Below are 24764 nucleotides of genomic sequence, written 5' to 3'. Positions count from 1 at the left end.
GAGGATTCTGCTCGATAGTTAACTCATGGTTGGCGAACTCGATCTGGCAGGCATCCCAAAGCAGTTGCATCGGCATATGTAATGACAGGCAAAATCTGCCCACTTGCGGTCTTGGTTAATCCCCGCATTTCGACAATTGGATCGCCTACTTGCCATTGCCAACTAGATGAAGGCGATCGCGGGTCAGCATCTGGTTTTGGCGAGGGTTTGACTTGGATATGCGGCAAGCCTTGGATTGATGTTACATGATACTCACCCACAAATCGGTTGTAAGGATTATAGGGTAAACCACCCACTCCAGTAACGACAAAACTGCCCTGCGTGGCATTGCGCTTTGCCAAACAACTATTTGTAATAAGAATATTATCTTTCTGATAATTGCCTAATAACAATGCAAATTTAAGATAGTCTGCTAAATCCAAATATTCTGCTTCTCGAAATACAAGGATATTGGGCACCTCTAAAAATTCAAAATAATTGAGAATACAGACGAAGCATCAAGGCTTTCAGGTTCTTTTTATTGAGAATAAGCCAATTAATAGAGGTGCCCTATTGCTAATCAGATTGGTAATGGTTGTGGCTCCGGATCCACCTCCAGCATTTGATGCACTAAAGAGCAATGCAAATTGACCGCTAAAGAAAAGACGCAAGCCACTTGCCCCTAGTCCATTCAAAAAGATCGAACTGTTGTTGCTTGCTGTACTAGGAGTTTGCAGGATAATACCCACTGAACTATTCCCATTACCTTGCTGGATTTTTCCGCTAGGTGCCGTCAACAAACCATTGCTAACTAGAAAATCACCGCCATTTTTGGGAATGATCGTTAGTGGAGCAGCAAATTGGCTTTCTAAGGCATTGGATTGAACGTTTCTAGCGTTATTACCAAAGCCCAAGCCGATCGGGATGCTAGAAGTCAATAAGGACGTAGGCTCAGGGCTGACCGCACTAAAGGTTGTCCCATCGGCAAAGTAGATGCGATCGGCTGATGTCAGAACAAGAGAGCCAGTAACATCCAAACTCGCATTCGGGGATAAAATAATACCTTTGGGGTTGAGCAGAAACAAATTAGCACTACCCAGAACTCCCAATCGACCCAGAATATTGGAATTTGTCCCGCCAGTCACGCGGGCAAAAATATTGGTGACCCCAGATGGATTACTAAAATATACACCGCGATTATTGGCAACATCAAACTTCGTAAAGCTATGGTAGAGGTTGCCCCCCCGTTGCGTGCCCGCATCAATGCGATCGCTAGGAATTCCATTAATGGTAAGATTTGGGGTAACTTGCGTTCCAGTGATGCCATCCGATACGGGCTGGGTAAAAGCACTCAAGGGAAACACTAAACTGCCAACCAATCCACATGTAATTGATGTAATTGTCCGAAGGCTGCGCTTGGACTTTTGTAAGCACCATAAAATTTGTAAGCACCATAAAAAAGGATTGGTATTCAAGGGTGTTTCATTCATTTCGTAGGGCTTGAGCCAAGCTTTAGGAAAGGAGCTAAAAGCATAACTTTAATGGAAAGTTGTGGATATTTGCCCAAAATTTGGATCAGATGATAGATGAATTTATACAAAAGTGAAAGCGATCGCACGTAAAGAAACCAGTAAGTAGTAAATTCAATAGTTAGATCTAAACAATTCTTAGGAATTACGTAGGAGCTGTGTGAGCGATGCTATTGAAACTATTCTTGCTTGCCTTATTGAACACCTCTTCATTGGATGGTGCGGTCAAGAGTCCATCAGATTTTACTGTAAAGTTATCGCAACCATCCCAAGGTGCGACAACTTTCAAGACTCGTTCCGACGCCAACGTAATTGCTGAGACGAAACCTGCAACGAAACCTACAAGCTTTGTCAAGCCATTAACACCTAAAGCGGCTATCGAACGACTCTTTACAACCCCTAAATTGCAAGACAATTGGTTTACCGCTGAGTTTTTGGCACAGGTCTCAACAGCTCAGATTGAGGCATTAATTGCCAATCTCAAGCCCCTCTTAGGCACGTACAAACAGGTCAAGGAATCAGGGAAAAACTATGTTGTAATCGGCGATCGCGCCACAATTCCCGCCACAATCGCTCTAAATGATAAGGGGCAAATTTCTGGCTTATATTTTGGCAATCCAACCATTAACGATGTCAATGATGTGGTGAAAGGCTTTAAGGGCTTACCTGGCAAAGTCGGACTCTTGGTCATCGAAGGAAATTCTGCTCGGATCTCGATAAATAGCGATATGCCCCTTGCGGTTGGCTCGGCGTTTAAACTAGCGGTGCTAAAAGCGCTTAAATCACAGATCGCATCAGGTAAGCACACTTGGGGTGATGCGATCGCGCTTAAAGCCAAGTACAAAGTACTCCCTACAGGAATTTTACAAACTTGGCCAGAGGGATCTCTATTAACGATTCAAAGTGCGGCAAGTTTGATGATTTCCCTGAGCGATAACACGGCCACCGATATGCTGATCGATCTGGTTGGTAGAGAGAAGATCGAAGCGATCGCCTCCAGAAATCGTCCGCTTTTAACTTTAAGAGAATTCTTTGTACTCAAGAGTTCCCAAAATTCAGAGCTGTTAAAACGCTATCATGCTGGCAATGAAGCTGAACGAAAGAGCATATTGACAGAGTTAGCAAAACTCCCATTACCAAAAGCTGAGGAACTCTCATTAATCCCTAGTATTGAGCTAGAGGCGGAGTGGTTTCTGACCAATGGAGAACTCTGCGCTCTGATCGGAGATGTTGCAGATTTGCCATTAATGTCGATTAACCCTGGTATCGCAAATCCGACGAGTTGGGAGAAGATCGCTTTTAAGGGGGGATCGGATGTGGGAGTTCTCAATCTAACCACATGGCTTAAAGCCAAAAATGGGAAAACCTATTGCGTCTCTGCAACATGGAATAACACCACAGCCCTTGAAGAGTCTAAGTTCTTTAGTCTATACTCAGCCCTGCTCGAAAGCCTGAAATAGCATCATCACCGATATGAAAACCCTTGCTTTAATTGCTCACGATCGCAAAAAAGATAATATCGTTCAGTTTGCCCAAAAACATCGAGAAATATTTTCGCAATTTCACCTAATTGCTACAGGAACAACGGGACAGCGCATTCATGAGGCGACAGACTTAGATGTGGAATGCATGTTATCGGGTCCATTGGGCGGAGATGCTCAAATTGCCGCGCAAGTTGTCACGGGTAATATCTCTGCTGTCTTCTTTTTTATCGATCCCCTTTACTCTCAGCCACACGAGCCAGACATTTTAGCGCTTCTACGCGTTTGCGAACTATACGACGTTGCGATCGCAGTTAATCTAGCAACCGCTGAAGCCGTGATTGCAATGCTGTCAAAGTAAATATCTTGATAATTTTTGACCTGAAGTCAAGACTGAAACAGGATACCAAGGATGAATCCTCCTACTTTACAAAACGTACTCGGACTCGGTTCTATGCAGGCAAACAAAAATCTGCAATAGTAGAGCGGTTAATTTCTAACATTTTTAAATTATAGAGATGAGTGAACCTGTAGTATGGTCGGCTGAAGTTGAAGCCAAGTTAAAAGAAATTCCTTTTTTTGTCCGTCCTGCGGCTCGAAAAAAGATTGAAAAATACTGCCAAGATTTAAACGCCCCAGAGATTACCCTCGAAATCTACGAGCAGGCAAAAAAGAAGTTCAACACGAAATGAGCGTAAAGCCCAAATTGATTAAACCTTGAAGCGGGTATTTGAGGCTTTACATAAAACTTTACATAAAATTTATTTTCACAACCCCCTCCGTACAAGCATTTTGAGGAATTTCTGCATTTAATTGGCAAAAAGACTAGCTTTTTTTTAAACAATGGGTTATATTTCATTTGTGTGAGGAAGATCGAATTAATAAAAAAGAAGCCGAAGCGAAACATGGCAAGCTCGCGGCTTCTTTTTTATTTTTCGTTTTGGGTCTAAGAGGGGTGTTTTCGCCATAGTCCTCAATAAAGCTATATTCCTAAAGAATTCTAAAATTGCAATAAGAAAAATAACTTTAGTGGAAGCCCCAATACCTCTGATAATGGAATTGGAGGAATTATCTCTTCTATTTTAAAAAATTAATTTCAAAAGGAGGATGATCGATCGTGGCTACAACTGCTATGAAATCTACACTTCGTTACTCCATTGACGCGATTAAATGCGATGTTTGTCAGCTTGTAAAAGAAGGTTATCTCGATCGCTTGCAGCCAATTTACGCACTCTGCAATTTCTATGCCAATCGTGACTGGACATGTGTCGAGTGCGAGTTGGAGCGCCATGATTTTTTACTGCGCGATCGAATTATCGATCTGTTAGGTTGTGAAGAATGGAGAGAAGATTAACGGTTCGCAGGCAAGATAGCGCTTCAAAAGTAGTTACTTCGGGAAAATGATTGTAAAAGCTACTTACGCTTCCAAATAGCCTAGGCTCAGCAAGCAGAATAATTCTGTCCGCTCTCGTTAAAAGGAGAGTGGACATACCTATGGGAGCCACAGGGGCTGCAATCCAAATCGCTTGATAGGGCAGCATACGCATTTCAGCCGCGATCGCGGCGATCGTCGCACCCGTAGCAATTCCGTCATCCACAAGAATTGCCGTAGCGCCATTAATTTTAAGTTTAGGGCGAATTGGCTGAAAAGCTTGCAGCAATTCGCAGGCTTTTTTGTGGGCTCTTTGAACGGCATCTGTCCATTCTTGGCAATTTGATACTTCAGATCGATCCTGACGCAGTATGTGTCGATCGGGAGTGATTGCTCCCAAGGCAAGTTCTGAATTATGCGGAAGCGTTATTTTTTTGGCGATCGCAACATCTAGGGGACAGGCAAGTCTCTGTGCCACAGGTGCTGCCACCAATAGCCCGCCCCTAGGAACCCCATACACAATGGGATGAACGGGTTGTTCTTTCGCAATTAGTTCTGCTAGTTGCGCTCCTGCGGTTTGTCGGTCTTGGAATAGTTGACTTAGTTCCATGGGAATTTAGCCCTCCTAAGAAGCTCTACCATTCCTTCTCAATCCTATAAGGATTTTATCATTTTCTTCAGGGTCGATGAAATCAGCCGAAGACGAGATAACCTCTATAGTGACGCGATCGCTTTGTGAATTTATGTTGCCAAAATAGCACTTGTTTCTTAATTTTCTCGAAAGAAAGCGATCGCCAATCGCGAACAGCGCGAAAATAAATACGCTGTATTTCATTGTTAAAGATTGATTACTTCAAATCGGGGATCGATTCTCGTGATCGGCTATGGAAATTCGCTCAGGAGCGATGATGGGGCAGGCTGTCGAGTCGCTGAGGTTGTGGCTAGCTGGCAGTTGCCCTATGTGCGATCGCTAACGGTTCATCAACTTGCACCTGAACTTGCCGAACCGCTTGCCGAAGCAGATCTGGCAATCTTTATAGATGCTTATATCCAGCCAAATAAAACCAAACGAAAGCCGACAATTCAAGTACAGAGAATCTCGTCGAAAGAATGCCAGCCCATCAATACTGCCTTGGAAATCGGGCATTTGGCCGATCCGCGATCGTTGCTTTGTTTGGCTCAACAGGTTTATGGTAAAGCTCCTGCCGCCTATAGTCTCTTGTTGCCCGGCGTTGAATGGGAGTTTGGCGAACAGGTGTCAGCCTTAACTCGAAAAAGTATCGATCAAGCCGTTGATTTCCTCAGAACGCTATGTACAAGATTAGTCTCGTCGAATCCGCGCTAGTCAATCATGCACGAACATCTAGCAAACAAACACCTAGCAAACAAAGCGTAACAAAATTTTTCCGTTCATCCTCCGTTCATTCTTGGTACAGAGCTACAAAACTGTCAGTTCGGTAGACTCAAAAACGATCTTGGATATTTTCTCCTAGACACTGAAACAATCCTAGCGAAATTTAAAAAACTGGTATACATATTGACTGATATAGGTTGGTATACTCGGTGCGTCTCATTTTTTTTGACATCTCGTCATGCCATCCTAAAAGCTGCTTGGATGTATAACAATTTGTAACCATTCGCTAAGTTTGTATGTCTGACACAGTACCGATCGCTCAGATTGATTCCAATCCCGACCCACTCAAGGCTTACCCCGGACTCAGTGAAACTGAAGTATTAGATCGAGTCAAACGGGGAGACGTTAATGTTGTAGTTTTGCGCTCCAGTCGTACTTATAAGGATATTTTCAAAGAAAACGTCCTAACGCTGTTTAACATTTCCTTTGGGGTGGTGCTGGTGGTGCTGGCGGCATTAGGACAGGTGACAGATGCCATATTTTCAGGTTTCACTGTATTTAGCAACATTATTGTGGGTGTCGTTCAAGAAATCCAAGCAAAATTAATGCTGGACAAATTGGCGTTGCTCTCCGTACAACAAGTAACAGTCAGACGAGATGGCGTTTCCCTGATCGTGCCCCTAAATGAAGTGGTGCGGGATGATTTGATCGAGCTGAAACCAGGCGATCGCGCTCCTGTCGATGGTGGTGTGGTGTTCTCCCAGACCGTAGAAATGGATGAATCACTGCTCACGGGTGAATCTGATCCAGTTCCTAAGCAAATTGACGATGTGGTTCTCTCTGGTTCGTTTTGTTTAGCAGGCAGTTGCATTTTTAAAGCCGAAAAGATTGGCAATGAAAGCTATGCAGTCAAACTATCCCAGTCTTCTCGTGTTTACAAACGCGTGTTTACACCTCTGCAAAAAAAGATTGATACCATTGTTGAGGTACTGGTCTTAGGACTCGTCGTTGCCAGCTTTCTCCATCTAGCTTCTAGCCTCAATGGCGGATTATCCATGGTAGATACGCTGCGCTACTATTCTGTGATTATCAATAGTTTTGTGCCCGCAGGTTTAGTCCTATCGATCAGTGTAGCCTTTGCTTTAGGGGCAGTCGCGATCAGCCGTCGCCGCACCCTAATTCAAAAAATCAATGCAGTGGACTCAATGAATAGCGTGCGAGTCCTTTGCACCGATAAAACTGGAACTCTTACTCAAAATAAACTGATCGTGCAGGAAATTATTCCTCTGGGCGATACCGAAGAGTCAAGTTTAAGAGAACTAATTGCGCTCTATACCACCTTGATGGCTACCCAAAACAGCAGTGCCAGAGCCATGGCAGCGTTTGTAGGGTTCCCGCGATCGCAAGAGCGCAAAGCTGACGAAGTTGCATTTAGCTCTAGTCGAAAATGGGGAGCGATTTCTTTAGAATTAGGAACGACAATCCTGGTCGGCTCTCCCGAAATGTTGCTTACCGATCCAGAAGCGCAAGAGAGAGCTAGACAAATCAGTAGTGAAGGATTGCGCGTAATTGCTGTAGTCACGACAGAAAAAACAGAGATAGATGGCATGTTTGGAGATAGCGGGGGCAAGTCTTCATCGCCTGCGTTACCCAAAAATCTTAAAGATCGAGGATTAGTCATTCTTGAAGATGCACTGCGTCATGATGTCATCGACACGATCGCTTCTCTACAGGCAAAAGATATTGTCATTAAAGTAATTTCGGGTGACAGTGTGGAAACTGTTGCCTCGATCGCCCGTCAAGCTGGCATCTTGGTAGGGGATGGTACCACCTATTCCCAGAAACAATTAGATACGTTTGACACCCAAGCTTTTACCCGTGCAGCCCTTACAGGCAGCGTATTTGGACGTATTACCCCCGACACAAAGCGTCGCTTAATCAGTGCGATGGTCAAACGGGGAGCCTATGTCGCCATGGTCGGAGATGGGGTGAATGATGTACCTGCCTTTAAAGAAGCCCAGTTGGCGATCGCCATGAATGATGGCGCTCAAATTAGTAAAGATGTGGCTGATATTGTGTTGTTAGATAACAATCTTTCAGCATTGCCACAGGCTTTTGCCGCAGGTGATGATATCAAGCAAAAGATTCTCTCCTCAGCGAAGCTATACCTCACCAAAAATATCATGGTGATTTTGACGATCTCTTTTGTTGGGTTTGTGCAACTTCCGTTTCCGATTGAGCCTCGTCAAATGACAATCCTAACCATGGCAGTTGTAGGTATTCCCACAATTTTGATTGCCTTGGGGACGATCAAACCCAAACGCATCAACGATTTTTTGGGTGACGTGCTTGGCTACAGTTTCCTTGCTGGGGTGATTGGTGCATTAGCCATGACAGCGGGCTATGTACTCAGCTATTTTTTGGGTTCGGGGTTGACTGAAAATGTGGATGGACCTCCCGTATTACCTTTTAGCATGTTTGCTGAAATTGGTCAGCGCCACGCTCAAGCGGTTTCTACATTGATTGGAATGTTTTTTGTTCTCTTTGTATTTTGGGATATCACCAATATCTCAATCTGGAAACCTAAGACTCTATTAAAATATAAATCAATATCGCTGTTGGGAATTGGCATGGTACTTATCTCGATTGTGTTAATGATCGCCCTGCCCGATCTATTCCAAATTGAACGTCCCGATCGCATCGGCTGGACGATGGCTTTATTTTTACCTACATCTGCTCACTATCTTCTACGCATGCTGCAATCAAGTAACCTCATGCGAAACCTGTCGCGATCGCTCACCCAACCATAAATTCCCCACTCTATTCATTAACCCAATTTATGTCGGCTAAATCTAAAAAAAGACCCCTCGTTATTACTATTCTGTCAGCCCTCATGATCGGTTTGAGTTTGTGGCTGATTGCATTTCGTTCCTATCTTCTGCGTACCAGTCCTGTAATTAGTGATTTACCTGACACGGGAGAAGGTGTAATTAATCTAAAGTTGATCTCTGGGATATCGATCGTTGTTGGGATAGGGTTTATTCCCTTGTTATTGGGAATAGGTCTATGGCGATTACTTCCATGGGCAAGAGCCATTAGTATTTGTCTGTTTTCTTCCTTTCTGTTTCCCTGTTTGGCAGCAGCGATTGGTTTAGTCCAAGATCCCGTATTTAATCGCACCAATGATTTAGCCATTGCCACAGGATGTGCGGTCGTGTTGGCAATTTTGCTCAATCCTAAAATCTCTAAGACATTTGCTAGCAATAAATACGCTAAATCTATCGCAGAAGAATGAGTAAATCTCAAGAAGATTTGCGATCGCGTAACACCATTTCCGATCGTGCATCAACGAGAAAGTTCGTCGGTGGCGATCGCGTGAATTCCATTACAGCTATTTTTGCGCGATCGCTGGGCATGGGCATAACATGAGTGATGTAGTCTTGGGTAGATCGCTATGGTCTTAGAAGAAATCGATCGGTTGTTGGCTGACTGGAAAAACAAGCTCGACCTTATCAGCCAAAATCTGATCGATCTATGCGGACTCCTGACATACCAGAGATTGTCGGGAGCGGCAGGATTTAGCCCTGTCAAACTTACTGGTATCTCCAAAACAAAAATAGAGCCCGTGCTAGAGGCGTTGAACGAACTGTTTCAGCACTTTGACTTGCTAACCCAAACTATCGACAAAGCCAGAAGTCTGCGAGCTTCTATCCCTCGATTTTTAGGTTCAGAGCCAAAAGCCCAAGAAATTCTCCAAATTTTGACCGCCACATCGATTCAGTTGCCAGCAATTAGAACGCCTCTAGCCCAAAGAGAGCTGCTCTCAGCCGCAGAAACCATTCATGCGATTACCCCAACACAATTGCTGGTGGCTATGGCAAAAACTTTTGAGGTGGTCAAAGAGTCCGTGGTAGCAGTCGATTTGATCTGGTCTGACTTAGAGCCGCAGCTAGATCGAGCAGAAGCTGAAATTGCAACTATCCAGAGACAGGGTGAATCCTTAGGGGCGATCGACCTTAGAGAATTAGAAGCATCTAGGCAAGCGATCGCTGCTTTACGCGATCGAATCGAGACCGATCCACTGGGGACTCGCACGAGTTTCGAGGACATCGAACGGTTAACAGCCAAGATGCGAAGCGATCTCGACCAATTAGTACGCGCCCAAGCAAAGCTAAATGACGGATTTACCCATGCCAAGGTACTACTCAAACGATTAATCGCATTAAACCAAGAAGCGATCGCCGCCTTTGCCGAAAGCCAAGAAAAAATTACCGATTGTGCTGATCTTTTCCCTCCTTTACCTTTGGAGTACATTGAGGCAGTGGGGCAATGGTTGCAAAGATTGGAAAGCAAGCTCAAAGAAGGGCTGAGTAGACCCGTGCGCGTGGGCTTAGAGAATTGCACCACCAAGATTAGCGAATATATCGCGATCGAGACCAAAAACATCGCGGCAAATCGCCGATCGCTCCAGACTCGCCAAGAGTTGCGCGGACGACTTGATGCGCTGAAGGCCAAAGCGATCGCCAAGGGATATGCTGAGGATATGCAGTTAGCCAAGCTCGCCGACCAAGCGAAGCAACTCCTCTATACACGCCCCACACCGTTAAATCAAGCAGAAGAAACGGTCAAGCAATATGAGATTATGCTAAATTCTAAATCAAAAGCTTTTGGCTGAGCCTTATGCTCAAACAGATTTTTAAACGGGTTTTTAAACGGATTGTCAATCTGAAGTGGAGTCATTCTAATGGACGGTGAATCTTGCAATCGCAGTGGATGTACGGGCATTATTGAGGATGGATATTGCAATGTCTGCGGATTAGCTGCGACAAAATCTGCGGGTGCGGGACAATATAGCGCTGCGAGAATGACTTCGGGAACGAATTCTACAACTTCGCCTCAAGCAAGTGGAAAAGGAACTGGAAGGACTTCGCCAATTACAACGGGAACTGGTTCTTCGCCGCTCACCAATCGCTCTAAGGGGTCGCGGCGCACGAGTCCAACATCGGGTCGCAGTAGTCGCAAACAGTTAGGGGCAGGGTTGGTTTCCATTCCAGAACTACCTTCTACCGAGCCTGAAAAGGCAATCATGCTGGAAGCAAAAGTACCTGAAAACAAGCGCTACTGCGCCAACTGTAATAATCCTCTCAAGCGGGAAAAGGGATTTTGCAGTCAGTGCGGACAGAAGTTTTCCTTCATTCCTTCGCTTCAGCCCCACGATTTAATTCTCGATCAATATGAGGTTAAGGGGGCGATCGCCTATGGTGGACTGGGCTGGATTTATCTTGGCTTCGATAAGACGCTCTCTCGCTATGTCGTGCTCAAAGGGCTATTAAATACGGAAGATGCCGCCAGTGCCGCCGTTGCCGTTGCCGAACGTCAATTCCTTGCCTCGGTAAAGCACGCGAATATCGTAGGGATTTACAACTTTGTCAAGTATGGCTCGGAAGGCTTCATCGTCATGGAATATGTGGGCGGTAAAACGCTCAAGGAAATTCGCAAGAGTCGCGGAGCCTTGCCTATAACAGAAGCGATCGCCTATGTCCATCGCATTCTATTTGCCTTCTCCTATCTGCACCAACAGGGTTTGGTCTACTGCGATTTCAAACCCGATAATGTCATGGTGGAAGGCAATGATGTCAAATTGATTGACATGGGAGGCGTCAGACGCATTGACGATTTAACGGGAGATATTTACGGAACGGTTGGTTACAGCGCCCCTGAGGCAGGCGAAGGCCCAACCGTTGTTTCCGACCTCTATACGATTGGCAGAACGTTGGCAGTTTTGCTGACCGACATTCGTGGCTTTAGTAAAGAGCATCTCTACACATTGCCCAGTCCCGAAGAGGAACCTCTATTTAGAGAACAGGAATCTCTGTACAGATTCCTCTTAAAATCTACCGCAGAGAATCCCGACGATCGCTTCCAATCTGCCGACGAAATGGCGGATCAGCTCTTAGGTGTGTTGCGCGAAATCGTGGCAGTGGAGACCAAAATGCCCCGACCTGCCTCTAGTAGCCTATTTGGGGGCGATATGCTGGCGATCGCGGCGAGCAATGATTTTACCCCGATTTTGGCTGACTACCATCAACTCCCGATTCCCACGCTAGATGCGAGCGACGCGGCGTTTAACGCGGTGCTGAATGCGGGTGCGATCGCCAACCCTACCAGAAGGGCAGAGAACCTAAGACAGGTCGCCGAAAAAACACCCAAATCTGCGGAGGCGCTGCTGAGACTAGCCAATGCCCTGATTGATACGGCAACCTATGCGGAAGTGGAATCTGTCTTAGCAAAGGTAGAAGCACTCGATGCCTGGGACTGGCGTATTCTTTGGTACAGGGGGCGATCGCTGATGGCGCAGGGTAAATATAAAGACGCTCAAGCTGCCTTCGATCAGGTCTATTTCGATCTCCCTGGGGAGCTAGCACCCAAGTTAGCGCTTGCACTTGCGGCAGAGAGGGCGCAGCGCTATCCCTTCGCAATTAAAATGTACGAACTCGTCTGTCGCACCGATCCTAGTTACGTTACGGCTGCTTTTGGTTTGGCGCGTTGCCTTTTGGCGACTGGCGATCGCAATGGTGCAGTGTCTGCGTTAGAGCAGGTTCCGCAAACTTCGAGTCTTTTTGCGCGATCGCGGGTAGAGATTACCCGAACGTTAATTAATACAAAGATCTCTGCGCCGAGTAGCCAAGAGTTAAAAAATGCGAGTACGGCGATCGAAACCATTGCTCTCGAAGGCATGGAACGCTATCGACTCACCAAGCAGGTGTTAGAAACAGCACTCGATTTGGTCACTTCGCGATCGCTTACCCCCACAACCAGCTTGACCATTTTAGGAAGCCCCCTAGAGGAAATTCATTTGCGAGAGGGCTTAGAACGGTCGCTTAGAGCCATGGCGCATTTGGCAACGGGTGATGAAAAGATTCGCTTGGTAGATGAAGCCAACCGCGTCAGACCGAGAACGCTGTTTTAATAGGTTTCTGCGTTCTTCTATGGGTTTTGCCAAGGGCAAGATCGCAGGATAAAGAAAATGGGTATTCTAAGCTATTAGGTGAAATACTTATCTCAATTTTTTCTCAGTTTTTTGGAATTGACTTCTAGAGAATAACTGCGATTCTCTATTCTTTTTTACAACAAAATGGATAGTTCGTCGATATGAATTGCCCCAATTGCCAAATTGTCGTTTTTCCCACCGATCGCTTTTGTGAGGAATGCGGTATCCCACTGGTAGCAGATGTTCCCCCAGATCCCCCAAAAGCTGTTCAAGTACATGGCTGTAGCAAGTGCGGAGCCTCATCCACGGCGATTGATGCCGAGGGGTATTGTTCTAGCTGCGGCTTTCGTAATCCTATAACCGATCGCGATCGCTTTGAAGTGTTGCTATCAAAGGATCTTGCAGGGGTATGCGATCGGGGGCTAAAGCATCGCAGCAATGAAGATTTTCTCGCCTTAGAGTCCTTAGAAAATCCCCAAGCCCTGATTCTCGCTGTCTGCGACGGTGTTTCTAGTTCGCAAACTCCCGAATTGGCATCCCAAACCGCCGCAAAGACCACCGCTGAAGTTCTTCGTACTAGACTGAATCAGGGTGAGACGCCTGAGTTGGCAATGCGTGCAGCGATCGCAGCAGCTTTGCAAGCAGTATCGGCAATTCCTTATAAACCCCATGTCAGTGCCGACCCACCCTCTACCACACTTGTAGCAGCAGGCATTCACAAAAATCAGGAGCAGGGGTCTATCGCCACAATTGGCTGGCTGGGCGACAGTCGCGCCTACTGGATCGATCCCAATTCTGAGGCAAATTCTAAACAACTAACGGTAGATGACTCGTGGTTGAACGATATGGTATCGTCTGGCAAAATGTCGGAAGCCGAAGCCCTGCGATCGCCACAAGCTCACGCAATCACCAGTTGGTTAGGAGCCGATGTCAAAGATAGTGCCGAGCCTTCTATTATCAATTTCTCGCTCCCAGAGGCGGGTTATCTGTTGCTATGTACAGATGGTTTATGGAACTACGTACCAGAGGCTTCACAAATCTTTGCGTTAATCCAGCAAATCCCAGCACAACAGGTATCTAGTGGGGATGTCACCGCAATTAGCCGTCACTTGGTTGATTTTGCCCGATCGCAGGGCGGACACGATAACATCACCGTTGCAGTTCTATACTTAACCTAAAGATCGAAATAGTATCTTCTATGTCTATGCAGTTTAAAGCTGAAGTTTTTCAAAATCAATTTTTGCCGCAGGGAGCGAGAGAAGTTCATGCCATCATGACCGTTTCAGCCGAAGGGAGTGCGGCGACCTCTGCCCCTATCGGTACGACCAACGGTGAGAAATTGTTTGGCATTATTTGTGATGTCTCGGGTTCCATGGAGGGGAACAAGATTCATGCTGCCAAAAGTGCCATGATTCAGTTGGTAAATTTGTTGCCAGAGAATGTCTTCTTTTTTGTGGTTACGGGTTGCGATCGCGCCAATCTAACTGTTTCCCTAGCCAAAGCAACCCCTGACAACAAACAACGTGCGATCTCTGCGATTAAAGGCATTCAAGCTGGCGGAACCACAGCAATCTCGACTTGGCTCACCAAAGCCCTAGAACAGTTTCAGCGGATGCCCAATGCCCTGCGTCAAGCGCTGCTGCTCACAGACGGACAAAATGACAAGTTGGACGAACGTCCGCTCAATACCGCCCTCCTCGCCTGTGAAGGGATATTCCAATGCGATTGCCGTGGCGTGGGAACGGATTGGCAAGTTGCCCAACTTCAGAAAATTGCTGGCAAGCTTTTAGGAACGACCGATATTATTCCCAGCCCCGCCGCGATCGAAGCAGACTTCCGCAACATTCTCGACAAGGCCATGAGCAAGAGTATTAGCGATGTGGCAATGCGAATTTGGACGCCGCAGGGAGCTAAAATCCTCTTCTGCAAACAGGTAAGTCCTGAAATCGCCGAACTCAGCGATCGCGGCAGAGTTGTTAAGCCACAGGTCATGGAGTATCCCACAGGAGCATGGGGTAAAGCGGAATCGCGAGATTACCACTTTTGCATTGAGGTGAATGCAGGAAATGTCGGAGATGAAATGTTGGCAGGTCGCGCCAGCTTGATTTGTACCGTGGATGGTATCGAGGATAAAGTCGCTGAAGCTCGCATTCTGGCGATCTGGACAGATGATGATGCCAAATCGACCAAAATCGATCGCCGCGTCGCTCACTATACGGGACAGGCAGAACTAGCACAATCGATTCAAGAAGGATTGGAAGCACGCGCCAGAGGGGATATTGAAACCGCAACTGTCAAACTTGGTAAAGCGGTTAAACTTGCCCATAACTCAGGGAACGAAGCAACCGCAAAGCTGTTGAGAACTGTGGTGGATATTGAAGATGCTCCCACAGGCACGGTCAAACTAAAACGCGAAGTTGCCAAGGAAGATGCCATGGCATTAGAAACTCGCTCTACCAAAACGACTCGCATTCCTAAAGATCGCTAATTGTTTATGTCCATATAGTTTATGTCAACTTATCAATGTTCTAAAGGTCACGCATCGGTTGAGTCAGACTACTGCTCTGAATGTGGGGTTAAGATTGCTGGAAGTGTCGCATCTGCGATCGCAGATGCGATGGCAACTTCCAATTCGTCAAGTTCTCAAGTCTGCCCCGACTGTGCTACGCCCCATGAGATCGGTAGCGGTAAGTTTTGTGAAATTTGCGGCTATAACTTTCTCACGGGCGGGCATGGAGAGGTTCCTGTCGCCTTAACTTCTACGCCTCCTCCTTCAGTAGCGACAGTGAAACAAGCGGCGATCGCTTCAGATCCAACATCACTCACTCAAACTTCTTCGGTAAATAGCGAGGCTTCAAGTAGCGAGCCCAGCAAGATCTTGGCATGGGAACTGATCGTCTCTATCGATCCAACCCTCGCCTATGCCGACAGTCCACCCCCTCCCCGCGATCGCGCTCCTACGACCTTTCGCTTAGAAAAGCCCAGCAATCTGATCGGACGTACCAGTGAGTTACGCGCCATTCATCCCGAAATTCCCCTCGATTATGATGATGCCGTTTCCTCCCGCCATGCTTTAGTGAATCGTCAACCCGACGGTTCGTTCGTACTGCGCGATATTGGTTCTTCCAATGGCACAATTCTAAATGGGATAGAAATCAAGGCTTTGGTTGATATCCCCCTCAAAGATGGCGATCGCTTTACCCTCGGTCATTGGACTTGTATTGATGTAAAGGCAATTCGGTAATTATCGGTAATTAATTGATTTGAGAATCAGCCAATAACTGTTTCAGGCGTAAAATTTCTTGTTCAGCGAGATCGGCACGGTGTTTTTCGGCTTCGGCTCGCAGATTTTCAGCTTCAGCCTTTTGTTTCTCAGCTTCAGCGCGTTGCCTTTCGGCTTCGGCTCGCAGGTTTTCGGCTTCAGCGCGTTGCCTTTCGGTTTCAGCCTTTTGCTTTTCAGCCTCGAGGACTAGACGCTCTTGTTCTAATTTTTCCGATCCCCAGAGTAAAAGATTGCCCGAAGTATCCCACCATCTGAGCCAGTGAAACTGTTGATCGAGTCTTTTGCCATACCAAACGCCCAGATATAAATCTAGGGACTCGAAGAAATATCTGCCATTCTCATCTAGGGGTTGCAGCTCATATTTGCCCGATGGCTCTAGTTTGCGGATTTCAAATCTGCCGTCATCGGGATCGAAAATCAGATAGAGCGGAACTTGCAGAATTTGCTCGTAGAAGTACATTTTGCCGTAGGGGAAAATGGGGCGCATGGAATATTCGCCTGTTTCTTCTTCGGAGAGAAACTCCATCACGATCGCAGGTACTTCACCCTCGGTATGAGGCGTATAACTGCGCCTGATTAGGCCACCTGACAAGCGCATGGCTTTGGCTACATAAAACCAATCGGGAGCTTTGACGTTCGTTTTTTGATTGATTTTAACTGCGATCGCCATATTTGAAGCTATGAGCATTTCCGAAGTGATACGTCCAGACAGATCGAGGCTTTCGGTTAAAGCTGCGGCTAAAAGGGGCTGAGCAATGCTTTCCACAGGATCGTCAGGTAAAATAAAATTGGCAGGTAACTTTTCCCAGATGATTTCTGGTTTAGCGGGCAGTTTAGCAGCCACTGGTTGAGCTAAGGTTGGCGTTACTATTGGAGTCATCGTTTTAGATAAATGACCAGTTTACTATTCTCATTCTATCGTAACCACCTATTGTAACCACACTGTAGAAATGGGACATAATTCCATTTCATCTTTCTTTCTATAACTCCATCCTAGAGCACGCATACTTATGAACAGTCTCACCACTACCCAAAAAGCGATCGCCCGCTTAAATACGCCGCAGTTGCTCAAGGGTGGCTTATACCTGACTTGGGGAGCAAGCGTTCTGGTGCTGATTGCCACAATTGCGGCAGTACAGGGACAACGATATGCAATCAAAACGATTGGGAAAGATACGGCTCCGAGTATTATCGCTGCTCAGCAAATTAAATCAGGGCTTGCCGATCTCGATGCCAATGCTGCCAATAAATTGCTGGTTGAGGTAGGCAAAAATCCTGAGGCAGAGAAAGCCTATGACGACCGCCGTAAAGAAGTTGTTGAGGCTTCATTAAAGGCAGCAGAAAACATTACCTACGGCGATGCCGAACGCGTTCCTATTCGGAAGCTATTTGTGGCGTTGGGCGACTATCGCATCAAGATCCATGAAGCGCGCATCTTTCAAAAGCAAAAAAATGAAGGAGCGATTTTGGCGGCTTACCGTGCTGGTGCGGACATTATCGACAATACGCTCTTATCTGCTGCGGATGACCTAGATCGGGCAAATCGCGAAGCACTCGATCGCATTTATCGCGAGCAGAAGTTTGCTGCGGGTAAATATTTGTTTTTTGTCTTGATATCAGGGCTGGGACTGGTGGGGGTGCTAGTTGCCTTACAAATTTTCCTGAATGCGAGGATGCGCCGTCTGCTCAATCCTATGCTTTTGGCTGCCACTGCGATCGCAGTTCTATTTGTAGGCTACACAGTACGAGCTTTGTCTTCCGCTTCCTATGAGCTTAAAGTTGCCAAAGAGGATGCGTTTGAGTCGATTCACGCCCTCTGGCAAATCCGTGCTTTAGCCAATAGTGCCAACGGCGATGAAAGCCGATATCTCTTGGATGCAGCTAAGGCAACCGAACACGAACAAGCTTTTTCAACAAAACTGACAAAATTGGCTCAAATCCCTGATGTAGAGACGTTCAAAACGATTGTATCTGAACTAAAGAGGGCTGGAACGGATAGTAAAGCGGATGCTGGCTTTAAGGGCTTATTTGCTGACGAACTCAACAACATTACGTTTAAGGGCGAGCGGGAGGCAGCGATCGAGACACTGGAGGCTTTTGGCAAATATTTTGAGATCGATCGCCAAATTCGTCAGCTTCAAGAAAGTGGAAAGCATGATGCTGCTGTTGCGCTTTGTATTGGAAATAAACAAGGTGAATCGAACTGGGCATTCGATCGCTTCGATCGCGCGCTAGATAAAACCCTTGAGGTCAACCAACAAGCCTTCGATCGTGCCGTTGAAAAGGGCTTCAAAGAAATGGATGGGTTTGAAATTACAACGCCCATTGCCCTAGGTGCGATCGCCCTGCTCACCCTATTTGGTCTTCTGCCTCGCACCAAGGAATATACTAGCTAGAGCCTGACAGCGCTATAGCATTTAGCCATTACACATCCATCACCACGCGATCGCGTGGGAAGGCAATGCAAGTGAGAATGAATCCTGCCTCCTGTTCGCTCGGTTCTAGGGCTTCAGGGTCAAAGTCTTCCATTTTTACGGTTCCTTCCTTCTTGAGCTTTTTGCAAGTGCCACAGCTTCCCACGCGGCAACTGCTACGAATTTTCACGCCTGCCTGTTCCGCAATTTCCAAAATGGACTCTTCGCCGTCACAAGCGACTTCTTTATCTGCTTTAGCAAATACCACCGCTATTTTTGAGGCAGGTGGAGCGACAGCAACAGCAGCAGGTGTGGCAGCAAGCATAGGAGCATTGACCACAGGGGCTAGCATTGGTTGTAAGTTCTCTAAAAAAGCACCAATCCCAAATGCCTTGGGTACAGTCGCCTTAGGCATCTCAACTGGTTTCTCTACAGGCGTAGGTTCTGGAGCTGCCTTTTTCGATTTCTTCGCGCCACCAAAACTTTCTTCGTAGTAGTTTTGCATAGGGAATCCAATACTCTCTAGAAGGGCTTTTGTGCCTTGCATAAAGCTATCGGGACCGCATACATACACGGTGCGATCGCGAAAATCGGCAGCAACCATTTGCAACATGGACTCAGTAATCCGACCTCTTAATCCAGACCAACTTTGACCGACTTCATTCCTTGTGGTCGTAATTGCGAGGTGAAAGTTGGGCTGTCGCGCTGCCATCAATTCCAATTCATGGTGAAAAATAATATCTTGCTTGCTACGCGCACTATGCAAAAAGACAATGTTACAGTCTGAAACTGTGTCATAAACCCAACGGGACATGGACATCATTGGTGTAATACCACTGCCGGCCGAGATAAACAATAGTTTCTGCGATGGATTGGCAAAACAGGTAAATTTACCGAGAGGCCCGCTCAGTTTGATTTCGCTGCCGACAGTCAAATGGTCATGCAACCAATTTGATACTAAACCTCGTGGAACATTCGGTTCTTTCTCTGGAGCAGGTACGCGCTTAACCGTGATTTCTAAGGTGTGAGGACGCGAAGGGGTAGAAGAGATGGAATAGGAACGCAGTACTTGTTCGCCATCGATGTCTAGATCGAGGGTAACAAACTGTCCAGGCTTGTAGCTAAATAAGGTGGGTGGATCGGTGACAAAAGAAAAGGTCTTAGCATCATGGGTTTCGTCAATAATCCGCACGCACTTTACTGCTAACTCACCTTTTGTCCAGCGCGAGATCTGAGTGGGATCGACCAAGGCAACAGGCATATATTGCTTGGGTGTTAAAGGCTCAGGCAATGGTGGGGCAAGAATTGTACGACTAGGATCGATAATCGTGACATCTTCTTCTGAAACGAAGGCGATCGCTTCGATCTCCAAGATAAAGTCCGCAATTCGCAGGATATCCCCCACCTTCAATACAGAGGGCTGATTTGCCAGCATTGTCTGATTGTTTAATCTACTGCCATCTTTGCTAGCCAAGTCAGTGAAGTAATACTGTCCATTCTTCAGCTCGATTTTGCCATGCATGCGGCTGACTTCGGGACTATTGAGAACGATGCCACAGGTGCTGGATCTCCCTACGATACACTCACTTCCTGTCATTTGCTCTGGTGCTAGGTCAAGGCTTTTACGATCTTTAGGAGTTTGGGCGTTGTAGAGTTTAACTTTGAGCATGGATTCAATTCACAATTCAGTTGTTCAGTTGTTCGGTTGTCAGTCATCGGATAATTTCCCCAAAAACGAATAGCTACGAGCCCAAAGCTAATAGCTATTGGCCAATGACAATTTAAGCGATTGATGAAGATGTAAGCATCGTTTGCAGGCGATCGCTAACTTTCACCAATAAATTTTGGGCAAAAAGGGCATCTTGTCTAATCACCTCTTCAAATAGATCAGCCTTAATTGTCAGCCCAACAGCAGGCGTTACCGCTACAAATGAGGCACGATAGGCACGGTGGGTCAAGACTTCTAACTCACCAATCGTTTCACCAGGAGAAATCGTCGTTAAGACTGAGGAGCGATCGCCTTGAATGCCCAGCATCTGAATCGAACCACTCACCACAACTAATATTTCCTGTGCAACCTTACCCTGTTGATAGAGAAACTCGTCAGCTCTGTAGGTTTTAACCTCGGCTTGACGTGCTAACTCCACCAAAACGTCCGTCTTTAGTCCTTTAAAGAAACTACTTTCAAACAATAGCAGCAACTTTTGAAAAGTATCTAGGGATTTCGATACATTTTGGTTGTTTCGTGGAAGGACTTCCCATCGCACTGTAATACTCGGTTCGGGTGTGTTGCTAAAATAGACGACATCGCCCTGACTTAGCTGGACTTGCTCGTTTCTAAGTAGCCTGTTACCAATGCGAAGTCCATTGGCACTGCCTAAGTCTTGAACCTTCACACCGATTTCATCCATAAAAAAGACGGCATGCTGACGTGAAACGGGCTTATCTTGCAAGACCAAATCGTTATTTTCTTCTCGCCCTACGCGCAGACTAGGTTGTTGAAAAACATGCTCTTCGGTGCGCCCTGCATGTCTAACCTTAATTAACAGTGTATTGGCAACAGAAGCAGCCTTTGAGCCTTTTCCTGTAATCTCTTTTGCTGTTTCTTTGACTAGCTCATCTAAATGATGACCGCTACTGAGAAGCGTACGTGCTTGCTCGATCGCTTTAGTCGGTTCTAACAGATTTAAGGCGTAGAGACTGGCAGCTTGGGTCACAGGTTCTACTTCATGCAAGAGTTCTAGCAGAACCTCAATGGTTGCCGATAGATTGGGCGGGGTGATTCTAGCTTGGGTAGAGTTAGCGATCGCAATCAGCTTCTCGAAAACTTGAGGGCTAAGACGAGTTCCCCAATCTCCTCCTTCGCCTTTGCTATATAGTAAATTTTGCAGCACGCTCACCGCCAAATCCCTCAGAGAACTTACCAGTTTGAGTGCTTCTGGAATATCACCTAAAATCTCTAGAATCCCTAATAATTGCGTTAAAACCAATTGTTGCTTTTGCTCAATGGAACGTTGCAGTAGAATAGCCAGCTTATGTTCGACACTAACTAGTTGGTTTAAGGCACGACTGCGTCCACTTAAGATTTGTAGTTGGGAAACCAGAGATTCAGCCGCCCGAATCATTGTACTGCTGGCATGAAACATGGCTGCCAGTATATGCTCCTCTTCTTCGGCAGTGATGTTGTATTCTCGCTTTAGTGCCAAAATTTGTCTTTGCTTTAACTGTAACGCTGTCTGCATCGGTGTACCGCTTTCCACCAGTTCCAGCAAAATCATCTCTAACGCTTGGCGATAGCTCTCAATTCGCAATAGATGCTCTCTTGTGAGTTGGTGTTCGGGGTTTAAAAGACTGGGATCGGCAATTCCCAATTCCAACAGAACATTTTGATGCTCTTCATCGGTCATCCCGAGAGAAACTCGCATCGTTTTAAACACTTCCAAACTGCTAGAGGAACGCACATTGCCCGAGGCTAATGCCTCTTGCAGCACGCCCTTATACATTTGCATCCTTTTTTCGTGATTTAACCCCGGCAAGGTTTTGGCTAAAACATAGACTTCATCAGGTTTGAGGTTTTCCAGCGATCGCCCTTCTAAGAGTTTAGAAAAATCAATTCCTAACTTGTTCAACTGACGACGGAGGCTAGTGGTGATGCTCTCACGGTTATATAGCTCTGTGTTCCGCCCAAGGGTTCTATAGAGCCAAATCGTCACGGCAATAACAGCCAACCAACTCACGAGAGATTGCCCCATCGGAGTTAGCCAACCCAATGTGGGATACACGCCCAAAAAGAAGAGAAAATTAAACGCAAAAAAAGTGCTGAAGGAAAATGCCCAATGCTGAATTTGTTCGTGACTTAGGGGCACACTTCGCTTTTTATTGTAATGCTTATAGAGCCTTTCGAGCCACAGACCAAGCAGGTAGGTTGTGGCAGTTGTAACGCTTAAGGTTAAAGGAACTGCCAAAATCTTAGGAATAGGAATCGCTTGGTTGGCAATGTAAAACCCTGGGTTAAACAGCGCGGCAAACTGGTCAGTTTCATTCCACACGCCACCAGAGAGATAGCTCCAATTGCCTGAATAGAGCGAAAAATAAATATAGAATCCAATCACCAAACCGACATAGCCGTAATAGAGTAACTTGCGATCGCTTTGGGTAATCGTATCCCAGTAGGCCCGTTCGGCATCAATATCAAAACAAGGCGATTGACAACTGACACAGGCACTTTTTTCATTGCCTTCGCGATCGGCACTACGACACATCGACTGGGTGATCGTAGAAACCCCCTGATGTGCCTCACTGCCCAGCAGTCCGCGTGTCCCCGTGTAAACCATCTGTACGGGTGCCATCGGACAAAAATATTGACACCATGTTTTTCCCCCAAATAGGTAGCCCACTGTAATTGAGGTCAAAATGCTTGTTATTAAAAAAATACCCAAGAGTAGGCGATCCGAATTAACCAGTAACAACCGAATGTTTAGGCTGATAAATAACAGGGCAAACTGGACATTTAAGCCATTGCGCCCCAACCAAGAATCTTTGGCGATCGTCACCAATTCAAACCTTGTTGCCTTTGTGACAGGATTCACGACCTTGCGCCGTCTTTGAATTCCTAGGGCTCTGGGAATCTGGGACATAAATGATAAAGGACAGATGCGCCGCCAAGCCTCATGCCCCAAAACCAAGAGGATCAAAACTGAGGCAGGTACGACCATTCCCCAAAAAATACGCGCACCCATTGCATAATTGCTTAGTGCCAGACATTGTCCCTGAAACTGAAAACAGGCTTGCTTGCTTTGAATGTGAAAAGGACTAAAGGTTGTATCGGGATCGGTTAAATATGCTGAAAAGGGATCGTAAAATAGAGAGAGTATCAGTACTAGCCAACCAACTGTCAGCAGTAATCTGACATTGTGCATGTGCTTTTCTGAAACTGTATTTAGCAAGATTTCACCCCTTATATGCCTTATAACTGCCTGAATATGCCATAACTTGCCAATATTATTCCCAATTGTGATGGGTTAACAACAAGTCGGCAATGCATGGATTGTAGGAATAATTTATACTCCCTTCCATACGAGATCGTGTTATTAAGCTTACGTACCTACATTTGACCTACTTTTAGCCTTTCTTAGCCAACTAATGACGCAATATCACGGTAAAAAGTTCACTCTATCGATCGCTTCAGTACTCTTAACACTGATATTTACACCCATTTGTCTCAGCAATCACAAGGCTTGGGCTGAGGAAATTAAGGTAACTCCTAAGAAAGAAACGACGCTGACGATGTTTGAAAACATTAGTCTTGCCCCTCACTTCACACCCACGCTCAAGGTTTTGCACGGGATCAGCGGTGGCACAGTAGAAACGCAAAAAATGTCGGGTCGGGTTGAAACCGAAACAGGTGCCTGTATTGGCTTTATTGACGCTGTACCAGATCATACAATTACCCTAACTAAACCCTTTAAGTATTTAGAACTGCGGGTAAAAAGCTCTGGGGATACGGTGATGCTGATCCGAGGGCCTGGGGGCAGTTGGTGCAGTGATGATGTCAGCGATCGCAACCCTGTGATTGCTGGTGAATGGTTACCTGGCAAGTATGAGGTGTGGGTTGGCTCCTATGAAGCCAATATGTCTTTTCCTTACCTGCTGGAACTTTCGGAAGTGAAATAGCATTTAGCAGTTGGCTTTCCAGAGCTTTCTAGAAGTGTAGCTAACTACCAACGACTAAAGACCACCTAGCGTACTTTTCGTATCATGTTTGGTAAAGGGGTGCGAACCTTCGGCGATCGAGTACAAATAAGCTCTGGTTGCATCAGGGATATTTTTAGCACCTGTAAAATCTGCGTCAGTAATGGATTTAAGCCCTACAAACTTTGCACCTCTTAGGTTTGTCCCCCTGAGGTTGGCTCCTTTAAGATTTGCACGAGTAAAATCGGCATCAATCAGATTCGCACCGCTAAAGTTGGCAACACTGAGGTTACTTCTGATAAATTTTGCCTCTGTTAAATTTGCCCAAGTTAAGTTTGCCCAGCTTAGATCGGCATCTGAAAAGTTTGTGTTTCTGAGTATGGCTCCCCTAAAATTAGCCTCAATTAAATTAGCCCCACTCAGATCGGCATCAATCAGGTTGGCACTACTTAAGTCAACATTCTTGAGATTAGCTCCCCTCAGATCGACACCACTTAGCAGTGCGCCTCTTAATTTCAGCCCACCTAGATCGAGAATCGCAAAATCTCTGACCCCTTGACTATATTGCTCTATAACCCACTCAGCGCTCAATGATTTACCCTTATTAGAACTAGATCGTTAAAACCAATATCCCAACAGTTCCCTATAAAGCGCCCCTATAAATTGCTAG

At 46.1% G+C, this 24764-nt stretch carries 22 protein-coding genes; 15 read left to right on the top strand and 7 right to left on the bottom strand.

The window, feature by feature from the left end:
- Positions 1–23: 23 nt before the first annotated feature.
- Positions 24–458 carry a hypothetical protein gene (locus V2H45_RS08070; RefSeq protein ID WP_330483119.1) on the bottom strand — a complete coding sequence of 145 codons (435 nt, stop codon included), beginning with the start codon at positions 456–458 and terminating at the stop codon, positions 24–26.
- 48 nt (positions 459–506) lie between these two features.
- Complete coding sequence (locus V2H45_RS08065) at positions 507–1469, bottom strand: filamentous hemagglutinin N-terminal domain-containing protein (RefSeq protein ID WP_330483118.1); 963 nt, start codon at positions 1467–1469, stop codon at positions 507–509.
- A 206-nt stretch (positions 1470–1675) separates the two neighbouring features.
- Here V2H45_RS08065 and V2H45_RS08060 point away from each other — a divergent pair, with 206 nt between their 5' ends.
- From V2H45_RS08060 to V2H45_RS08045, 4 genes are all read left to right on the top strand, one after another.
- Positions 1676–2968, top strand: a complete 1293-nt coding sequence (locus V2H45_RS08060; RefSeq protein WP_330483117.1) for a serine hydrolase — start codon at positions 1676–1678, stop codon at positions 2966–2968.
- A 13-nt stretch (positions 2969–2981) separates the two neighbouring features.
- Complete coding sequence (mgsA, locus tag V2H45_RS08055; RefSeq protein WP_330483116.1) at positions 2982–3350, top strand: methylglyoxal synthase; 369 nt, start codon at positions 2982–2984, stop codon at positions 3348–3350.
- Positions 3351–3507: 157 nt separating this feature from the next.
- Entirely contained in the window at positions 3508–3681 is a 174-nt protein-coding gene (locus V2H45_RS08050) for a PCP reductase family protein (RefSeq protein ID WP_330483115.1), read from the top strand.
- A gap of 440 nt (positions 3682–4121) precedes the next feature.
- Positions 4122–4343: a DUF4327 family protein gene (locus V2H45_RS08045; RefSeq protein WP_408648754.1), complete on the top strand. Its 222-nt coding sequence runs from the start codon at positions 4122–4124 to the stop codon at positions 4341–4343.
- Here V2H45_RS08045 and V2H45_RS08040 read toward each other — a convergent pair.
- Positions 4303–4971: a phosphoribosyltransferase gene (locus V2H45_RS08040; RefSeq protein WP_330483113.1), complete on the bottom strand. Its 669-nt coding sequence runs from the start codon at positions 4969–4971 to the stop codon at positions 4303–4305. The two genes, V2H45_RS08045 and V2H45_RS08040, sit on opposite strands and share 41 nt — an antisense overlap.
- A 234-nt stretch (positions 4972–5205) precedes the next feature.
- On the opposite strand from V2H45_RS08040, the gene V2H45_RS08035 reads away from it, so the two are divergent.
- From V2H45_RS08035 to V2H45_RS07995, 9 genes are all read left to right on the top strand, one after another.
- Positions 5206–5706, top strand: a complete 501-nt coding sequence (locus tag V2H45_RS08035; protein ID WP_330483112.1) for a hydrogenase maturation protease — start codon at positions 5206–5208, stop codon at positions 5704–5706.
- A 305-nt stretch (positions 5707–6011) separates the two neighbouring features.
- The gene (locus V2H45_RS08030) at positions 6012–8525 is read left to right on the top strand and encodes an HAD-IC family P-type ATPase (RefSeq protein WP_330483111.1); all 2514 of its coding nucleotides are present in this window, start codon (positions 6012–6014) and stop codon (positions 8523–8525) included.
- A 29-nt stretch (positions 8526–8554) separates the two neighbouring features.
- Positions 8555–9010 (top strand): hypothetical protein, encoded by a 456-nt coding sequence (locus tag V2H45_RS08025; protein WP_330483110.1) that lies wholly within the window; start codon positions 8555–8557, stop codon positions 9008–9010.
- On the top strand, positions 9007–9144 hold the full coding sequence (locus V2H45_RS08020; RefSeq protein ID WP_330483109.1) for a hypothetical protein: 138 nt from the start codon (positions 9007–9009) through the stop codon (positions 9142–9144). Before V2H45_RS08025 ends, V2H45_RS08020 begins: the two co-directional genes overlap by 4 nt.
- A 25-nt stretch (positions 9145–9169) precedes the next feature.
- Entirely contained in the window at positions 9170–10390 is a 1221-nt protein-coding gene (locus V2H45_RS08015; protein ID WP_330483108.1) for a hypothetical protein, read from the top strand.
- Positions 10391–10459: 69 nt separating this feature from the next.
- Entirely contained in the window at positions 10460–12685 is a 2226-nt protein-coding gene (locus V2H45_RS08010; RefSeq protein WP_330483107.1) for a tetratricopeptide repeat protein, read from the top strand.
- 182 nt (positions 12686–12867) lie between these two features.
- The gene (locus tag V2H45_RS08005) at positions 12868–13884 is read left to right on the top strand and encodes a PP2C family serine/threonine-protein phosphatase (RefSeq protein WP_330483106.1); all 1017 of its coding nucleotides are present in this window, start codon (positions 12868–12870) and stop codon (positions 13882–13884) included.
- 26 nt (positions 13885–13910) lie between these two features.
- Complete coding sequence (locus tag V2H45_RS08000) at positions 13911–15194, top strand: vWA domain-containing protein (protein WP_330483105.1); 1284 nt, start codon at positions 13911–13913, stop codon at positions 15192–15194.
- Between the two features lie 21 nt (positions 15195–15215).
- On the top strand, positions 15216–15950 hold the full coding sequence (locus V2H45_RS07995; RefSeq protein WP_330483104.1) for an FHA domain-containing protein: 735 nt from the start codon (positions 15216–15218) through the stop codon (positions 15948–15950).
- Between the two features lie 10 nt (positions 15951–15960).
- Here V2H45_RS07995 and V2H45_RS07990 read toward each other — a convergent pair whose 3' ends face one another.
- Positions 15961–16869, bottom strand: a complete 909-nt coding sequence (locus V2H45_RS07990) for a Uma2 family endonuclease (protein WP_330483103.1) — start codon at positions 16867–16869, stop codon at positions 15961–15963.
- 130 nt (positions 16870–16999) lie between these two features.
- On the opposite strand from V2H45_RS07990, the gene V2H45_RS07985 reads away from it, so the two are divergent.
- A complete protein-coding gene (locus V2H45_RS07985) occupies positions 17000–18385 on the top strand; it encodes a hypothetical protein (RefSeq protein WP_330483102.1) in 1386 nt (461 codons plus the stop codon).
- 28 nt (positions 18386–18413) lie between these two features.
- Here the strand turns inward: V2H45_RS07985 and V2H45_RS07980 are convergent, their stop codons facing one another.
- Together V2H45_RS07980 and V2H45_RS07975 are read right to left on the bottom strand one after the other, a co-directional pair.
- A complete protein-coding gene (locus tag V2H45_RS07980; RefSeq protein ID WP_330483101.1) occupies positions 18414–20072 on the bottom strand; it encodes an FAD-binding oxidoreductase in 1659 nt (552 codons plus the stop codon).
- A gap of 112 nt (positions 20073–20184) precedes the next feature.
- Complete coding sequence (locus tag V2H45_RS07975) at positions 20185–23349, bottom strand: cyclic nucleotide-binding domain-containing protein (protein WP_330483100.1); 3165 nt, start codon at positions 23347–23349, stop codon at positions 20185–20187.
- A gap of 196 nt (positions 23350–23545) precedes the next feature.
- Here V2H45_RS07975 and V2H45_RS07970 point away from each other — a divergent pair, with 196 nt between their 5' ends.
- The gene (locus tag V2H45_RS07970; RefSeq protein ID WP_330483099.1) at positions 23546–24076 is read left to right on the top strand and encodes a hypothetical protein; all 531 of its coding nucleotides are present in this window, start codon (positions 23546–23548) and stop codon (positions 24074–24076) included.
- A 54-nt stretch (positions 24077–24130) separates the two neighbouring features.
- Here the strand turns inward: V2H45_RS07970 and V2H45_RS07965 are convergent, their stop codons facing one another.
- Positions 24131–24685: a pentapeptide repeat-containing protein gene (locus V2H45_RS07965; RefSeq protein ID WP_330483098.1), complete on the bottom strand. Its 555-nt coding sequence runs from the start codon at positions 24683–24685 to the stop codon at positions 24131–24133.
- Positions 24686–24764 lie beyond the last annotated feature (79 nt).

The sequence above is a fragment of the Tumidithrix elongata BACA0141 genome, assembly GCF_036349135.1.
Classification (GTDB): Bacteria; Cyanobacteriota; Cyanobacteriia; order Pseudanabaenales; family Pseudanabaenaceae; genus Tumidithrix; species Tumidithrix elongata.
Note: the sequence above shows the minus strand (reverse complement) of the source record. Positions and strands in the feature narration are given on the sequence as shown.

Excerpts from the sequence above, each read along its gene's own strand:
- V2H45_RS08060 (WP_330483117.1), top strand. The coding sequence starts at position 1,676 with ATGCTATTGAAACTATTCTTGCTTGCCTTATTGAACACCTCTTCATTG.
- V2H45_RS08005 (WP_330483106.1), top strand. The coding sequence starts at position 12,868 with ATGAATTGCCCCAATTGCCAAATTGTCGTTTTTCCCACCGATCGCTTT.
- V2H45_RS07985 (WP_330483102.1), top strand. The coding sequence starts at position 17,000 with ATGAACAGTCTCACCACTACCCAAAAAGCGATCGCCCGCTTAAATACG.
- V2H45_RS08015 (WP_330483108.1), top strand. The coding sequence starts at position 9,170 with ATGGTCTTAGAAGAAATCGATCGGTTGTTGGCTGACTGGAAAAACAAG.
- V2H45_RS07990 (WP_330483103.1), bottom strand. The coding sequence starts at position 16,869 with ATGACTCCAATAGTAACGCCAACCTTAGCTCAACCAGTGGCTGCTAAA.
- V2H45_RS08065 (WP_330483118.1), bottom strand. The coding sequence starts at position 1,469 with ATGAATGAAACACCCTTGAATACCAATCCTTTTTTATGGTGCTTACAA.
- V2H45_RS08025 (WP_330483110.1), top strand. The coding sequence starts at position 8,555 with ATGTCGGCTAAATCTAAAAAAAGACCCCTCGTTATTACTATTCTGTCA.
- V2H45_RS07995 (WP_330483104.1), top strand. The coding sequence starts at position 15,216 with ATGTCAACTTATCAATGTTCTAAAGGTCACGCATCGGTTGAGTCAGAC.
- mgsA (WP_330483116.1), top strand. The coding sequence starts at position 2,982 with ATGAAAACCCTTGCTTTAATTGCTCACGATCGCAAAAAAGATAATATC.
- V2H45_RS08000 (WP_330483105.1), top strand. The coding sequence starts at position 13,911 with ATGCAGTTTAAAGCTGAAGTTTTTCAAAATCAATTTTTGCCGCAGGGA.
- V2H45_RS08010 (WP_330483107.1), top strand. The coding sequence starts at position 10,460 with ATGGACGGTGAATCTTGCAATCGCAGTGGATGTACGGGCATTATTGAG.
- V2H45_RS07970 (WP_330483099.1), top strand. The coding sequence starts at position 23,546 with ATGACGCAATATCACGGTAAAAAGTTCACTCTATCGATCGCTTCAGTA.
- V2H45_RS08045 (WP_408648754.1), top strand. The coding sequence starts at position 4,122 with ATGAAATCTACACTTCGTTACTCCATTGACGCGATTAAATGCGATGTT.
- V2H45_RS08030 (WP_330483111.1), top strand. The coding sequence starts at position 6,012 with ATGTCTGACACAGTACCGATCGCTCAGATTGATTCCAATCCCGACCCA.
- V2H45_RS08040 (WP_330483113.1), bottom strand. The coding sequence starts at position 4,971 with ATGGAACTAAGTCAACTATTCCAAGACCGACAAACCGCAGGAGCGCAA.
- V2H45_RS08020 (WP_330483109.1), top strand. The coding sequence starts at position 9,007 with ATGAGTAAATCTCAAGAAGATTTGCGATCGCGTAACACCATTTCCGAT.
- V2H45_RS08050 (WP_330483115.1), top strand. The coding sequence starts at position 3,508 with ATGAGTGAACCTGTAGTATGGTCGGCTGAAGTTGAAGCCAAGTTAAAA.
- V2H45_RS07980 (WP_330483101.1), bottom strand. The coding sequence starts at position 20,072 with ATGCTCAAAGTTAAACTCTACAACGCCCAAACTCCTAAAGATCGTAAA.